Source organism: Pseudoalteromonas sp. SiA1 (assembly GCF_018732205.1).
Lineage (GTDB): Bacteria > Pseudomonadota > Gammaproteobacteria > Enterobacterales > Alteromonadaceae > Pseudoalteromonas > Pseudoalteromonas tetraodonis.
The window spans coordinates 1,618,689-1,634,210 of sequence record NZ_CP076084.1; the positions used below are offsets into that span (position 1 = coordinate 1,618,689).

At 39.7% G+C, this 15,522-nt stretch carries 15 protein-coding genes and 1 tRNA gene; 9 read left to right on the forward strand and 7 right to left on the reverse strand.

The genetic code is table 11. From position 1 onward, the window contains the following. Positions 1–141: 141 nt before the first annotated feature. The 6 genes from KK487_RS07435 (at position 142) to bamJ (ending at position 4,942) form a co-directional block, all read left to right on the forward strand. Complete coding sequence (locus tag KK487_RS07435; RefSeq protein ID WP_036956448.1) at positions 142–2,103, forward strand: oxidoreductase; 1,962 nt, start codon at positions 142–144, stop codon at positions 2,101–2,103. A gap of 395 nt (positions 2,104–2,498) precedes the next feature. Continuing rightward, a complete protein-coding gene (locus tag KK487_RS07440; protein ID WP_036956449.1) occupies positions 2,499–3,047 on the forward strand; it encodes an NAD(P)H nitroreductase in 549 nt (182 codons plus the stop codon). Between the two features lie 203 nt (positions 3,048–3,250). Next, positions 3,251–3,628 (forward strand): hypothetical protein, encoded by a 378-nt coding sequence (locus KK487_RS07445; RefSeq protein WP_024601029.1) that lies wholly within the window; start codon positions 3,251–3,253, stop codon positions 3,626–3,628. Positions 3,629–3,726: 98 nt separating this feature from the next. Beyond that, positions 3,727–3,817: transfer RNA gene (locus KK487_RS07450), tRNA-Ser, on the forward strand. 114 nt (positions 3,818–3,931) lie between these two features. Further along, positions 3,932–4,255 carry a hypothetical protein gene (locus KK487_RS07455; RefSeq protein WP_036956450.1) on the forward strand — a complete coding sequence of 108 codons (324 nt, stop codon included), beginning with the start codon at positions 3,932–3,934 and terminating at the stop codon, positions 4,253–4,255. 69 nt (positions 4,256–4,324) lie between these two features. Continuing rightward, positions 4,325–4,942: a BamJ family beta-barrel-assembly machinery protein gene (gene bamJ / locus KK487_RS07460; protein ID WP_008112467.1), complete on the forward strand. Its 618-nt coding sequence runs from the start codon at positions 4,325–4,327 to the stop codon at positions 4,940–4,942. Positions 4,943–5,020: 78 nt separating this feature from the next. Here bamJ and KK487_RS07465 read toward each other — a convergent pair whose 3' ends face one another. Together KK487_RS07465 and KK487_RS07470 are read right to left on the reverse strand one after the other, a co-directional pair. Continuing rightward, entirely contained in the window at positions 5,021–7,411 is a 2,391-nt protein-coding gene (locus KK487_RS07465; RefSeq protein WP_036956451.1) for a TonB-dependent receptor, read from the reverse strand. Positions 7,412–7,584: 173 nt separating this feature from the next. After that, complete coding sequence (locus KK487_RS07470) at positions 7,585–7,974, reverse strand: YkgJ family cysteine cluster protein (protein WP_008465669.1); 390 nt, start codon at positions 7,972–7,974, stop codon at positions 7,585–7,587. Between the two features lie 208 nt (positions 7,975–8,182). Here KK487_RS07470 and KK487_RS07475 point away from each other — a divergent pair, with 208 nt between their 5' ends. From KK487_RS07475 to KK487_RS07485, 3 genes are all read left to right on the forward strand, one after another. Then, a complete protein-coding gene (locus KK487_RS07475) occupies positions 8,183–8,608 on the forward strand; it encodes a tetratricopeptide repeat protein (RefSeq protein ID WP_008112472.1) in 426 nt (141 codons plus the stop codon). Positions 8,609–8,750: 142 nt separating this feature from the next. Then, a complete protein-coding gene (locus KK487_RS07480; protein ID WP_036956452.1) occupies positions 8,751–9,224 on the forward strand; it encodes a hypothetical protein in 474 nt (157 codons plus the stop codon). Positions 9,225–9,251: 27 nt separating this feature from the next. Further along, the gene (locus KK487_RS07485) at positions 9,252–9,848 is read left to right on the forward strand and encodes a DUF1287 domain-containing protein (RefSeq protein WP_036956453.1); all 597 of its coding nucleotides are present in this window, start codon (positions 9,252–9,254) and stop codon (positions 9,846–9,848) included. 97 nt (positions 9,849–9,945) lie between these two features. Here the strand turns inward: KK487_RS07485 and yfaE are convergent, their stop codons facing one another. From yfaE to ubiG, 5 genes are all read right to left on the reverse strand, one after another. Further along, positions 9,946–10,218, reverse strand: a complete 273-nt coding sequence (gene yfaE, locus KK487_RS07490; protein WP_008112475.1) for a class I ribonucleotide reductase maintenance protein YfaE — start codon at positions 10,216–10,218, stop codon at positions 9,946–9,948. Further along, positions 10,218–11,348: a class Ia ribonucleoside-diphosphate reductase subunit beta gene (gene nrdB, locus KK487_RS07495; RefSeq protein WP_013464873.1), complete on the reverse strand. Its 1,131-nt coding sequence runs from the start codon at positions 11,346–11,348 to the stop codon at positions 10,218–10,220. Before nrdB ends, yfaE begins: the two co-directional genes overlap by 1 nt. 73 nt (positions 11,349–11,421) lie before the next feature. Then, the gene (gene nrdA / locus KK487_RS07500) at positions 11,422–13,704 is read right to left on the reverse strand and encodes a class 1a ribonucleoside-diphosphate reductase subunit alpha (protein ID WP_016899924.1); all 2,283 of its coding nucleotides are present in this window, start codon (positions 13,702–13,704) and stop codon (positions 11,422–11,424) included. A 411-nt stretch (positions 13,705–14,115) separates the two neighbouring features. Beyond that, complete coding sequence (locus KK487_RS07505) at positions 14,116–14,796, reverse strand: HAD family hydrolase (protein ID WP_024600989.1); 681 nt, start codon at positions 14,794–14,796, stop codon at positions 14,116–14,118. Next, entirely contained in the window at positions 14,796–15,506 is a 711-nt protein-coding gene (gene ubiG / locus KK487_RS07510) for a bifunctional 2-polyprenyl-6-hydroxyphenol methylase/3-demethylubiquinol 3-O-methyltransferase UbiG (RefSeq protein WP_016899926.1), read from the reverse strand. Before ubiG ends, KK487_RS07505 begins: the two co-directional genes overlap by 1 nt. Positions 15,507–15,522: the final 16 nt, after the last annotated feature.

Consider the following 15,522-nt stretch of genomic DNA (forward strand, 5'->3'; position numbering starts at 1 on the left):
CTATTGGTCAAGATAAACGCAGTTAACAGATTTTGAGTTAAAAAATTATTAAGTTTAATCTGCTCATATATTGCTTATTGTTGGTCATTAAAGCAGAATTGACTAAATGCACACAGGTTAGACCAGTTATTGGGGCACAGGATGTTAGAACAAAAATTAGAACTAAAACACACACAACTACGTAACCGTTTAGTAATGGGATCAATGCATACCGGTCTCGAAGAGGGATGGCATAATCGTAAACGTCTACGTGCTTTTTATGAAGCACGTGCTAAAGGTGGCACAGCAATGCTCATTACGGGGGGATATAGCCCTAATCTTCGCGGCAAGTTAACGCCTATTTCATCATCATTTAATAGTTATTATGATGTTTTTAAACACCGTGCTTATACGCAAGCTGTTCATCAACATGGTGGTAAAATTTGCCTGCAGTTATTGCATGCTGGGCGCTATGCCTATCATCCATTCAATCAAGCTCCAAGTGCGATAAAAGCACCGATCAACCCTTATAAACCTAAGGCTATGTCTTTAAGTTCAATTAAAAAAACCATTAAAGATTTTGCTCACTCTGCATATTTAGCAGAAAAAGCAGGTTACGACGGCGTAGAGGTGATGGGCTCTGAAGGTTACTTAATTAATGAATTTATGGCACCGCATACAAACAAACGAGACGATGAGTTTGGTGGCAGTCTTGAAAACAGAATGCGTTTAGCTGTTGAGATTGTAAAAGCAGTAAGAGCTAAAGTTTCAGATAAATTTCTAATTATTTTTAGACTGTCTGTTATCGATTTAATTCCGAATGGCTCAACTCCTGAGGAAGTAACACAACAAGCTATTGCACTTGAAAAAGCAGGTGTTGATATTTTTAATACTGGCATTGGTTGGCATGAAGCACGGGTACCGACAATTGCAAGCATGGTACCCCCAGGCGCATTTAAAGAAGCGTCAAAGCGGTTGAAAGATGTTATTAGCGTGCCTGTTATTGCCGTAAACCGCATTAATACACCAGAAATTGCCAATGATATTTTAACGGCGGGTGAAGCTGATTTAATCTCTATGGCGCGCCCTTTACTTGCCGATCCTGAGTTTTTTAACAAATACCAAGCCAAGCGCTCTGACCATATTAATATTTGTATTGGGTGTAATCAGGGCTGTTTAGACCACGTATTTAAAGGTAAACGTGCCACTTGCTTAGTTAACCCACAAGCGGGTTTTGAACTTGATTACCCTCTAGAAAAAGCCGCAACAGCTAAAAATGTATTAGTGGTTGGAGCGGGTCCTGCTGGGCTTTCTTCAAGTTGTTACTTAGCGCAAAAAGGTCACAATGTAACGCTTATTGACCAAAAGCAGCATATGGGTGGGCAGTTTAATTTGGCCATGCAAATACCAGGTAAAGAAGACTTTAACCATACATTGGCTTACTTTACCAATGAACTTAAGCGTTTAAACGTCACTATTGAATTAGGTAAAGCATTTGATGATGGTATGCTAAGCCAGTTTGATGATGTGGTTTTTGCCACGGGTGTAAGGCCACGTGAAGCCTCTATAGAATGTAGTGATGACAAACGTGTTTTTGCCTACGATGAAGTCATTCGCGGTGAGGTTGAACTTGGTAACTCGATTGCGATTTTAGGCGCAGGCGGTATTGGTTTTGATATGGTGGCATTTTTAAGTGAACATAAATCACAAAGTATCAGCGACTTTAAAACCCAGTGGGGAATAGAGTGCGATGCTCAGCCTCACAAAGATGATCGTCAACTTTATATGCTTAAACGCAGTGAAGGGCGCTTTGGTGGTGATTTAGGTAAAACAACCGGTTGGATACATCGTCAAGTTGCTAAACAACATGGCGTTAAGCAAATTGCCAATTGCCAATACCATCGTTTTGATAAAAACGGCCTAACTATCAGTGTTGCTGGCGAAACGCAAGTATTGCCAGTTGATACTGTGATTGCTTGTATTGGCCAAGTGTCTAATGACGAACTATTTAAGGCGCAAGCAGAGAATGCCAAGGTTCATGTTATTGGTGGCGCTAAACTAGCAGCGGCTATTGATGCCAAGCGCGCTATATTCGAAGCCTTACAAGTTGCACGCAGTATTTAATATGCAATTTAAGTAAGTACACGGGTCTGATTATTTTTTAAAGATAGTTAACTTTTAATCAGACCCTTATATTGTTGTTTTTTACCTTACCCCATTCCTTGTATAGCTAATAAATACGCTATTGCGACTTTCAATGGTGCCTCGGCTTCAACGCTTAACTGGCAAAATTAAACCTATAAAGCCCCTCATTAGTTCGACCTAATTATTTACACGCAAAAGGCGAGCGCCACTTTGTAATGGCACAAATACACGGCTATTTGGGTTGCGATATTATTTGTGTGCTTTTTTAACCTAGGTACTTTCTTGATAAGCAAATAATAACAGCGGGGTGCCCATTATATTTTAACCTAAGGGTTTCAATGGTATGCTATTGTTTTGTCTTTTGAGTAATTATAATGGATGCTATTGAGCTTTTATTAACCCGCCAGTCAGATGCAAAACTGACAGAGCCAGGCCCTAATGAAGAACAACTAAACATTATTCAGCAGGCTGGGCTCAGAGTTCCCGATCATGGCTGTATTGCGCCTTGGCAATATATCATTGTTCAAGGGGATGCACGTCATAAGTTGGGTGAAATTTATTATCAAAGCGCTTTGGCCGAGCAGCAAGCTGAAAAAGTAATTAATCGTGCTAAAGAGTTACCCCTTAGAGCACCCATGATCATTATTGCCATTGCAAAATATCAACAACATCCAAAAGTATCAAGAATAGAACAAGTTCAAAGTGCAGGCTGTGGCGTGCTGGCTATGCAACAAGCCGCATTTGCACAAGGGCTTGGCGGTATTTGGCGCACAGGTTACTTTGCACAAAGCCCCAGTGTTAAACACGCGCTTAACTTAAACAATGATGATGAAATAGTGGGTTATTTGTATTTAGGGACGCCAGCAGTTGAGTGTAAAAAGTCACCGCGCCATAAACCAGAAAACTATTTTAGTTTTTTGTAGCAATAGGATGAACTTTTTATATTCAATATAGTCATAATTCATTAAGTTAATCGTGTTACACTACCGCGGTTAATATTGTAGCTGCGAGAAGCGCACGGAAGCACCATACGCAATAAATCTTCTTCAGTTTGTTTTTTAATCGGTTGTTTTTTGGTAATGTATGGAAAGTCTTACCAATAATAACGATAAAGAAGACGAAAATGATGGGAAATTTATTTTTACGTGAAAAAGAAAACTGGTTTGCTTGGTCAATCTGGGGTGTTGTTGGCGCGCTTGCGACATTTTATGTTGCAATGAATACACAAGCAGCTCATTTTATTGCTGCAACTGCGATGGGTGTGCTAGTACTGCTAACATGGTGGATGCAACAGTCTCGACGATTTGATTTTGGCAGAGCCTTTAAAATATGCTGCTATGTTCTATTATTCACCGTACTACCTTCGTTTGTGTTAGTTGTGATCCCAAGTGATGACTTAAACCGCTTCGATTTAATATTTCAAAGTATTGCATTTTTAACTGCCAGCTTATTGGTGTGTTTAGTATGTTCTTGGATTGCCCGCAGACCTAAACAATATTACTAGGGTTTATGACTATCCTGATTAATATTTAACTATTTAACCGGTTTTAGTAAAATAGGGCTTTACAAGCTAAGCGTATGATCTTATTATGCGCGCCGTACGGAGAGATGGCAGAGTGGTCGAATGCACCGGTCTTGAAAACCGGCAGGGGTTTATAGCCCCTCTAGGGTTCAAATCCCTATCTCTCCACCATTATTTAAAAAACCGCCTTATTGGCGGTTTTTTGCTATCTGGAGCTTTATTATGTCACAGTCCCCGGAGTTATCCTTTTCTAAACGTTTACTCAAGCACATCCTGCTATGGACTGTGTTTGGTTATTGTTACCAAAGTGCCATATCGTTATTGCAAAAAATGGCCATTGATGCATACCCAGATAATGCGCTGATGATGACTTTCTTATATGGCATCGGGTTTAATCTTTTATCCGGGCATTTAATCACAAAATACGATCATTTTTGGCCAGTGTGGGGCGCGTTTTACATTGGCATTATCGGTTTGGTGGCTGTGCCTTTTTTGTTGATCGGCGTGGTCGGATTGTTGCCGATGAGCTTACTTGTTGGAATTTTGCTCAGTTTACCTGTATGTACCTTTGCTATTGGTTTAATTAAAGAAAAACTCAATAAAAACTAGCCCCAAACGGCTTTTATTTTGTGATAGCATATACGGGTCTTTTAACTAACAAAACGTGAATAACACATTATGTCAGATAATTTTACTACAGATGCTGAAAAAGCAAGTTACGGTATTGGCTTACAAATGGGTGAGCAACTTAAGGCTAACCCTTTTGAAGGTTTAAACTTAAATTCAGTATTTGAAGGCATGAAAGATGCGTATGCAGGCAGTGCTTTTCAAGTAGAGATCCCTGAGATCCAAGCTGCATTTGAGAAAATCAACGAAGAGATCCAAGCTCGTCGTGAAGAAGAAGCTAAAGTATTGGCTGCTGAAGGTATTGCATTTTTAGAAGAAAACGCAAAACGTCCTGAAATTACAGTTACTGAGTCAGGTCTTCAGTACGAAGTACTTGCAACAGGTGAAGGCGAAAAGCCAACTGCAGAGTCTACAGTACGTGTTGATTACCACGGTACTTTAGTAAACGGTACTGTTTTTGATAGCTCATACGAGCGCGGTCAACCTGCTGAATTCCCAGTAGGTGGCGTGATCAAAGGTTGGACTGAAGCATTACAAATGATGCCAGTAGGTACTAAATGGCGTTTATACGTTCCTCATGAGCTTGCTTATGGTGAACGTGGTGCCGGTGCTGCAATCGCACCTTACTCAACTCTAGTATTTGACGTTGAGTTACACGCGATTCTTTAATTAGAATTTAGTTGTAAAAAAACCGCATTCATTATTACGAATGCGGTTTTTTATTGTCTGATTAAAAATGAGCGCGTTTTAAAAGTAGCCTCTAACGCCAAATTGGAAGTTACGTCCAGGAAGAGGTGCCGTATCTTTAATAAATGAACTATGTACAAAACCAAGTTCATCAGTAATGTTATCAACACTTAGGTAAAGCTGCGTGTCAACGGCACCTAAATCAAGCTGATAATTAGCTTGTAAATCAATTAATGTATAGCCATCCGTTGCCGTTTCGTAAGCACTAATATCATTTTGCTCAAAGTAATGGGTTCCTGTTAAGGTAAATTGCGCATTACCTAGGGTATATTGTAGTTCTGAGCCCAATTTATTGGCAGGGATACGTGGTAAATTACCTTCATTATCTTTTAGTTTGGCGCGAGTAGAGTCACCAAATACTTTTACCATGGCGCTGGGGTTTATTTGATAATGTGCATCAAATTCAAAACCATAAAGCTGCGCATCTTTACTGGTAAATTGATAAACATCAATTGCATCGCTGTGTCCATTGGCAGCAGACTCAAAGCCATCCATCTCATCAAACACTAATCCGGTGTTTTGTTGATAATAAAAGTTTTTAATATCGTTATAGAAAAAGTTGACGGTGTAGCCAAAGTTACCGCTAAAACGACGTAAACTAATATCAAGATTGGTTGAGGTCTCTTGTTTAATTTCTTCAGGTTCAAAATGCGCTTCTGCTCCTTCAATATGATAGCCCAAACCAAGCTCATAAGTACCTGTGGCAACATGCACACCATTAGAGAGTAACTCAGCTGAAAGTGGCGCACGCTCTGAATGTGACAAGCTAACGGCTAGATTGTGACTAGGCATATACTCCCAAATCGCACCTGCTGAGGCACTTACATTAGTAAAGCTTTGGGTGTAGTTAATAGTCTCATCTGCCGATACAGGTTGTTCATCATGGCTGTGCTGATGTGTATCTACATCACTTTTGATATCATAATCTTCTAGGCGGGCGCCAAGCTCTACGGTGACATCGCCAAATGTGCGTTCTTCAAGTAGATATAACGCATGGGTGGTAGTGACACTTGCAGGCGTAAACGCTTCTTCGCCAATTGCATCGTAATCAGATTCACTATAGTGATAGCCAATCATGCCATGCCATTGGCTTAACTGATGCTCTACATTTAAACGTGCTTCTGTGGTTTCGTTACTAAACGTGGTGCCAATCGCGCCATCTTCAATTTCACTGTGAGTGTAGTCGGTGTAGCCAAGACGAAGATTAATCGATTCAATCCAGTTATCATGAAATGCATAACTTACCAGTCCTTGCCAACGATCTTGCTCTAAATGAGCATAAACGGGAGTTTCTATATGTTCTTCATCCGCATGATCTTCATGATCGCCTTCTTCTTCATGGGCATGACCGTGATCATGTGAATGCCCTGGAATGCCATAGTCTGTTTCAATATTGCCGTATGAAAAGCCAACGGTTAAATGCTCACCGACATAGCTGGTACCAAAGTTCACTGTTTCACTGTCGATAAAAGTATTTTCAACTGAAGTGGCTGTTTCTTCATCGCCCTCAATGTGTACTTCACCTTCTTCATGTTCATCTGGTAGGTTAAAGCGAGGCGTTTGATAGTCATCACCACTGCGTTTGGTGCCATCAAAATGAAAATTAAAGTTATTGCTGCCTGTTTCTAATTTTGCCGCATAGGTGTTCGCATTTGAAACGGTATCGTGTGTGTATTGTGCCGCTCCCGAGAGTGCGTCAATATTATTGGTTGGAATACGGTTATCAACCACATTTACTACACCGCCAATAGCACCAGAGCCATATAGTAGGGTGCTTGGGCCTCGTAGTACTTCAATTTGTTCAGCGGCTAAGCTATCACTTGATGTCGCGTGATCTGGACCAATACGTGATGCATCACTGCTATCTAAACCGTTTAGAGTAATTTTAACACGAGGACCACCTAGGCCACGAATAATCGGACTTGAAGACACTGGGCCGAAATAACTCGCGTTTACTCCTGGTATTCCTTTAAGTGTTTCACCTAGGGTCGGTTTCGCTTTATTTTTTAGTTCATCCCCTGATAGTACGCTCACAGGTGAAATCATTTCTAAGCTATTTTTATGCAGTGCCGAGGCATACACAACCACAGTTTCAACCGAAGACGGCTTTAATGTAACAGTAATTGTATCGTCTACATTCTCAAGCGATATACGTGAATCGATGTAGTTATCTTTACTAATATGTAATTGGCTTTTAGCATCTATGTCGATGCTAAACTGACCTTGTTCATTGCTTTTCACGCTTTGTGACTTTCCATGAACATGGATAGTTGCATTAGCAATAGGTTGTTTTTTTGAATCTGTTACTGTGCCGTTAATCGTTGCTGCTAGGGCAGAGTGAGAACACAAAACAGACAGTAGCGCTGAGGATATGAGTGTTAACTTTGTCATAATTACTTCGAATCGTGGTTGTTATGTTGTGATATAATATAACACTACAAAATGGCATCATCAACAATGTTATACTATAACTTTTAATTTTGCGTTGAATGGCAAAATAATCGCGTTAAATTTACATTACCAGCTCATTATTACAGATCAGTGCATTTGTTATATTTATTCGCTTAAGAGCGGCTGTCTATCATTAGTATGTCTAATTTTTTTTGTGCTTTGAAAGGATTTTGTTTATCGATTGGTTCAAGCATTTCACAGTCATCGTTTATCATTTCTGAAATTAAACTTGGGTAGTGTCGGCAATCTTGAGGACGGTCATGGTAAATACTGCATGTATATTTATCTTTTTCTTGTGGATATTTTTTACTGCTAAGTACTAAAAATGGGCATTGCGTTAATTGCTCGCCTGTTTTGGGATCAAACCATAACTGATCGTTTTTAACATATTGAAATATTTCTGGGTTGAATAACGCCCACATTTCAATTTCATCCTGATTTGTATCTAAATCTGCCGCACCATATTTAGTGCAGCATTTACCGCATTGATTGCAATTTTGCATAGGGTAGGTATTTACTATTGCGACTTAAATTAAGCGTTAAGTGTAGCACTGTAATATCCAGGTTTTTAAATTAAACCTCTGTTTTTATCGCTTATAATACTTTTGTAACAACGCAGCGCTTAATAATAATGTACTATTAGGGAATATATTTCGAATACGATGCCTTTAATAAGTCAAAAAAGGCGCGTTAATAAGGTAGCGAGTAATTATGAATACTAAAGTATACAAAGCGGTTCACGATTTGGCGGAAAAGCTGATGGCAGCGGCTAATAAAAATGATACTAAACAGTTTGAATCTTTATATGCTGAGCTAAAAGCTATTTGTATTGAAAACGAAAATACAGCGAAAGATCACCCTGTTCAGTGGGAAACATTGGCTGATTTCACCGAAGAGCTAGAAGAAGCTATCGAGACTTACGAAAAAGCGTTACAGAAGTCGATAGAAATTAATAACAAAGATCATATGTCGTCTGTTGCCTTTTCTATGGCTACTTTACAGCTTGAGCTGGGTGATAAAGAAGCGGCAATTAAAAATCTGCAAGATGCTAAAATCAGTGCAAATAAAATTGAAGACAAAGAATTAAAATCAGAGATCCATGAGTTATTAGAATCATTGGTTGAAGAAGAAGGTTAGTTTAAAGCGTTACTTTGTATTTATCATTCTAATAAGCGTCAGTAATAATACCATTGGCGCTTTTTTATTGATAAAAGCAAATTCTGCGTCATTAAATGTTTATGCTTAAATTAAGTCACTAAGCAAATTTTTTGGAGAAAACATGCTAGCGCAAATAGAACAATGGATTGATAAAACGAATAGCGAGTATGTTGATCAAAGAATATGTTGTGATACATTTGTTAGCGAATTTGCTGGCTTTTACCCACATGATTTTTTGAAAACTGCATTTTATGTGGTTGTTGAACACATTCCCAAGCCTGACTTTACTGGTTTACGTGAAATTGGTTTAAGCGATTTTATTGACATGGATGTAGCAGGGATCACCTACAAAAACACTTATTACATATTACCTCATGTTGCGCGTAATTTAAGAGTGCATTTTCATGAGCTGGCTCATGTCGTTCAATGGCACGAGCTCGGTGCTCACGCTTTTATTATGCGCTACATCAATGAAATCCAAACCTGTGGTTATGATGATGCTCCGCTTGAAAAAATGGCCTATGCACTTGATGCGCACTTTACCAGCAATGGAAATAAATTTAATATTCCTGACTATATTACTCAACAGCTTTAGTTAATAAATATTATAAAAGGAATTTATATGTTGCGCTTTGTGCTCTATTTACTAGCTTTATCTGCCCTTGATGTAAAGGCAGCCGATTTTAATCATGATATTGTCAACGCATTGATCCACAGAACAACGCAACAAGTAACTTACGATAGCGCCTATCATAGGCTTGAATACCCTGGTGGCGATGTACCCGCTAATATTGGTGTATGTACTGATGTTATAATTAGGTCGTATCGACAGCTTGGTATTGATTTACAAAAGTTAGTACATGAAGACATGCAGGCCAATTTTCGCGAATATCCTTCTAAGCGTATTTGGGGATTAACCAAGCCAGATAAAAACATTGATCATCGACGTGTACCTAACTTACAGGTTTACTTTGAGCGCCATGCTCAAGTGTTATCTAAATCGCATAATGCAGCTGATTATAAAACCGGTGACATAGTCACTTGGATGCTGCCAGGCAATTTACCGCACATAGGTATGGTCGTTAATCAAATAGCGCAGGACAGTGGTCAACCGCTTATTGTGCACAATATTGGTCGCGGACCTGAAATGAGCGATATGCTTTTTGCTTATACAATTACGGGTCATTACCGATTTGTACCTGCTACTTATTCAGAGTAAATAACACGGCTATAATCGCGATTACTTGAGTAATAATTGCAGAAACAGGTAAGTGAATAAAGCGAGCTGTTAGGCATTATACTGTGTGGTTTGCTAGTTACTTTAAATTAATACTGATATCACCATTGGGCTTGCAGCAACACAATAGTATTTCACCATCACGCACAAAGGCTAACGGTTCTTCATTGTAATTGACTTCACCAGAGACAAGCGTAGCACGACACGCACCACAATATCCCTCACGGCACTGGTAAGCAACATCAATTTTATTCGATTCTAAGCAGTGTAAAAGAGAAGGGCAGCCAGCGGTAAAATCTAAGCACTGGCTGTTATCTGCAAGCGTGACACTTGCAGTGGTTCTATCAGTCATTATAAATCAAAGTCACCAAATTCAGCTGCATCAACCTGTGAATCAATTTGACCTACAAGGTATGAGCTAATTTCCGCTTCTTGTGGAGCAACTTGCACGTTATCAGAAACAAGCCATGAGTTGATCCATGGAATAGGGTTACTGTTATTATCAAACTGTGCTGGTAAACCAATAGCAGTCATGCGTGCATTGGTAATGTATTCAACATACTGACATAAAATATGTTTATTTAAGCCAATCATTGAACCATCTTTAAACAGGTACTCGGCCCATTCTTTTTCTTGCTCTGCAGCGTCAACAAACATCTTGATTGCTTCTTCACGGCACTGTGCAGCAACAATTGCCATTTCAGGGTCGTCTTTGCCATCTTGCATAATATTTAAAATATGCTGAGTGCCTGAAAGGTGAAGCGCTTCATCACGGGCAATAAGCTTAATAATTTTAGCATTGCCTTCCATTAGCTCACGCTCTGCAAACGCAAATGAACACGCAAAGCTGACATAAAAGCGAATAGCTTCAAGAATGTTCACTGACATCATCGCCAGATACAATTTCTTTTTCAGCTCAAATAAATTAACCACAACGGTTTCACCATTAATGTCATGTTTGCCTTCACCGTACAGGTTGTAAAGCGACACCGAGTTAATTAAATCGTCGTAATAAGTGGTTACGGCATCGGCACGTTCACTAATTTTGTCATTGCTAACAATGTCGTCAAAAATGAGTTCAGGGGCTTGAGTTACATTACGAATAATATGTGTGTATGAACGGCTGTGAATGGTTTCACTAAACGCCCATGTTTCAATCCATGTTTCAAGCTCAGGAATTGACACAATTGGCAATAGTGCAACGTTAGGCGAACGGCCTTGAACACTATCAAGTAAAGTTTGGTATTTTAAGTTACTTAAAAAGATATGTTTTTCGTGATCAGGAAGCGCTTGAAAGTCTAAACGGTCTTTACTTACGTCAACTTCTTCAGGACGCCAAAAGAAAGACAATTGTTTTTCAATCAGCTTTTCAAAAATAGGGTATTTTTGTTGATCGTAACGTGACACGTTAACGGTTTGACCAAAAAACATTGGCTCTTGCATTTGGTTATTATGATTTCTGCTAAAAGTAGTATAAGACATGTTTATCACTCAAAAAACTATCACTAAAACTATCAGGACAAAGCGGGCAAGGCGCCCGCTTTAAGTTTAACTATTAAATTTTACACGCGCCGCCTGCACAATCATCATCTTCCACTTCTGGAGCGTCTTCTTGTGCGTCTGATGCGCCATCACGGGTGTTATGGTAGTACAGCGTTTTAACACCTAGCTTGTAGGCACCAAGTAAGTCTTTTAATAAGACTTTCATAGGTACTCTACCGCCTTCGTATTTATTTGGATCATAATTAGTATTTGCTGAAATCGTTTGGTCGATAAATTTCTGCATTATGCCTACTAATTGTAAGTAACCATCGTTAGATGGGATATCCCACAGTAACTCATAGCTATCTTTAAGGCGTTCGTACTCAGGGACAACTTGTTTTAAAATACCGTCTTTACTTGCTTTAACACTAATATGGCCACGCGGTGGCTCAATGCCATTGGTTGCATTAGATATTTGCGATGATGTTTCTGATGGCATTAATGCGCTCAGTGTTGAGTTACGCATACCGTGCTCTTTAATGCTGGAACGTAACGCGTCCCAATCAAGATGAAGTGGTTCATCACAAATTTTATCTAAATCACGTTTGTACGTATCCGTTGGCATAATACCTTGTGAGTACGTTGTTTCGTTAAATTTAGGACAGGCACCACGCTCTTTTGCCAGCTCATTAGATGCTTTCATTAGGTAGTACTGAATCGCTTCAAATGTTCTGTGCGTAAGCGCATTTGCGCTGCCATCTGAATAACGCTTACCGTTTTTAGCTAGGTAGTATGCGTAGTTAATAACGCCTATGCCTAGCGTACGACGTCCCATAGTTGCATTTTTAGCTGCAGGTACTGGGTAGTCTTGGAAATCAAGTAGGTTATCAAGTGCGCGTACCGCAAGCTCAGCTAACTCTTCTAGTTCATCTAAAGACTCAATGGCACCTAAGTTAAACGCAGATAATGTACAAAGTGCAATTTCACCTTCTTCATCATTCACGTTGCTAAGAGGCTTAGTTGGTAACGCAATTTCTAAACATAAGTTAGATTGACGAATAGGCGCCACTTTTGAGATAAACGGACTGTGTGTATTACAGTGGTCAACGTTTTGTAAGTAAATACGACCCGTGCTAGCACGTTCTTGAGCAAACATAGAGAACAGCTCAATTGCTTTAATTCGTTTTTTACGAATTGACTCGTCTTGCTCATATTTTACATATAGCGCGTCAAACTCGTCTTGATCTTCAAAAAATGCATCGTAAAGGCCAGGCACATCAGAGGGGCTGAATAACGTAATGTAATCATCTTTAATTAAACGTGAGTACATGAGTTTATTAAACTGTACGCCGTAATCTAAGTGACGTACGCGGTTATCATCAACGCCACGGTTGTTTTTAAGTACTAATAAGTTTTCAACTTCTAAATGCCAAAGCGGGTAGAAAAGGGTTGCTGCGCCACCACGTACACCGCCTTGCGAACAGCTTTTAACCGCTGTTTGAAAGTGCTTATAAAACGGAATACAACCTGTGTGGTACGCTTCACCGTTACGAATAGGGCTACCTAGTGCACGAATACGACCTGCATTAATACCAATACCAGCACGTTGAGAAACGTATTTAACAATTGCTGATGATGTAGCATTAATTGAGTCTAGGCTATCGCCACACTCAATAAGTACACATGAGCTAAACTGGCGTGTTGGTGTACGTACGCCCGACATAATTGGCGTAGGTAAAGAAATTTTAAATAATGAAACCGCATCATAAAAACGTTTGATGTAATCAATACGTGTATCACGAGGGTAATCAGAGAATAAGCTTGCAGCCACTAAGATATATAAAAACTGCGCGCTTTCGTAAATTTCACCCGTTACACGGTTTTGAACTAGGTATTTACCTTCAAGCTGTTTTACTGCTGCGTAGCTAAAGTTAAGATCGCGAGAATGGTCTAAGTACGCATCTAGCTCATCTAATTCTTGCTCTGTGTAATCAACGAGTAAATGTGCATCGTAGCGTTTTTGTTCAACCATGTTAGTAACATGGTCAAAAAGACGCGGTGGTTCAAACTGGCCATAGGCTTTTTTACGTAAATGGAATACAGCTAAACGAGCAGCAAGGTACTGATAATCAGGCGATTCTTTTGAGATCTGATCCGCAGCAGCTTTAATAATCGTTTCGTGGATGTCTTTAGTACGAATACCGTCATAAAATTGAATATGCGATTTTAGTTCAACTTGTGAAACCGAAACGTTATTTAAACCTTCGGCGGCCCATTCAATAACGCGATGGATCTTATCAAGATCGAGTGGCTCTTTACGACCGTCACGTTTGCTTACAGATAACTGTTGGTTCATAGCTTTGCCTGTATTCCTTGGGAATTAAATATTTTTGACCAATGCGTGCACCTAAAAAAGCGCAGTGCCTATTCGTTTATTGTTATTTTCACCGGTTTGGTGAATTTAATTGAATAACATTTAGCCACAATATCTGGTGTTGTTCAAATTAGAGATCACAAGATAGTGTGGTCTGGGATCTTTTGCAAGGGACAGAAACCGCTCTCATTGTGGATAACGTTGGGATAACGCAATTGTGTTAGTAGGCATTAACCTTTGATCATTCGGTTAAGTTGAAATTTGTAAAAATCAACTAAGGAAAGATTAAATTTACGCTTTTTTAAAATAAATTTTGTCTGCTTTTTTTATCATCAAGCTTTGCGTAAAAACTAACACAATCACAATATGTAGTGTTTATTAATTAACATGGCACTATATGTGGTTAAATGCATCTATAGGACTGTGCCAATTAAAATCCGCATTCCAAGCCAATGCCTCGTCAACACTCGGTACATATCCCCATAGTGCGGTTGCGGTGTGCATATTGGCTGCTTTACCTGCCTGAATGTCACGCTGCGCATCACCTATATATAAGCAACGCGAAGGATCTACACTCATTTGCTCAGCGCAATACAGTAAAGGAAGGGGTGAGGGCTTAGATTCAGCTAAGGTATCACCGCTAACCACAATACGTGCATTTTTTAATGCAGGAATCGCTTTGACTAAAGGATCAGTTAAAAATCCGGGCTTATTGGTCATAATTCCCCAAGGGATTGCTTTGTTATCAAGTGCGATTAGTAATTGCTCTATTCCTACAAAACATTGGGTATGGGTGGCAATGTTGGCAGCGTATTGCGTAACTAGCTCATGTAAAAGTTGCTCTTGCGGCTGTTGTGCCCAGCTTTCTTTAAAACCAGCAGCCAATAAAGCGGCAGCACCGTTTGAAGCCGCGGGGCGATATATATCACTGCCCACTTGGGGTTGTTGATGATTTTGCAGCACGGTGTTTAGTGCGGCGCCTAAATCATCAGCGGTATCGAGTAAAGTGCCATCTAAGTCAAACAGCAATGCTTGATATTCCATTGGGGCAATGGGGGTTTGAGAGCTTGCCATTACGCTAACTTCTCAAAATGCAGCATATAATTTACGCTCACATCATCACTAATTGTATATTGCTTTGAAAGTGGATTGTAACTTAACCCAGCACTGGCACGTACTTTTAAGCCAGCTTGCTCTGCCCATGCAATTAATTGTGCAGGTTTAATAAACTTTTTATGGTCATGGGTACCCTCTGGGACCATTTTTAGTAGTTTTTCTGCCCCGACAATAGCGTATAAATAAGCTTTTGGGGTTTTATTAAGAGTAGAGAAAAAAACATCAGCGCCTGGTTTTGCCAATTTAGCCACCGCATGAATAATAGATGCAGGGTCGGGGACGTGCTCTAACATTTCCATACAAGTGATCACATCAAAGCGCTCAGGGTGCTCATCTGCAAACTGCTCTGCAGGTACTTTTATATACTCAACGGGGACACTTGTTTCTAAGCTGTGTAACTTGGCGACAGTTAAAGGCTCTTGCCCCATATCGATACCTGTTACGTTTGCGCCCATTCGCGCCATGCTGTGACTTAAAATGCCACCACCACATCCTACATCTAGGGTTTCTTTATCAAATAATCCTTTGGTTTTGTCTGCGATGAAATCTAATCGTAATGGATTAATTTCGTGAAGCGGCTTAAATTCGCCTTCTAAATCCCACCAACGTTCTGCGATGGCTTCAAACTTTGCTATTTCTGCGTTATCTACATTTTGATGTTCGGTCATAAAATACTTCCTCGTC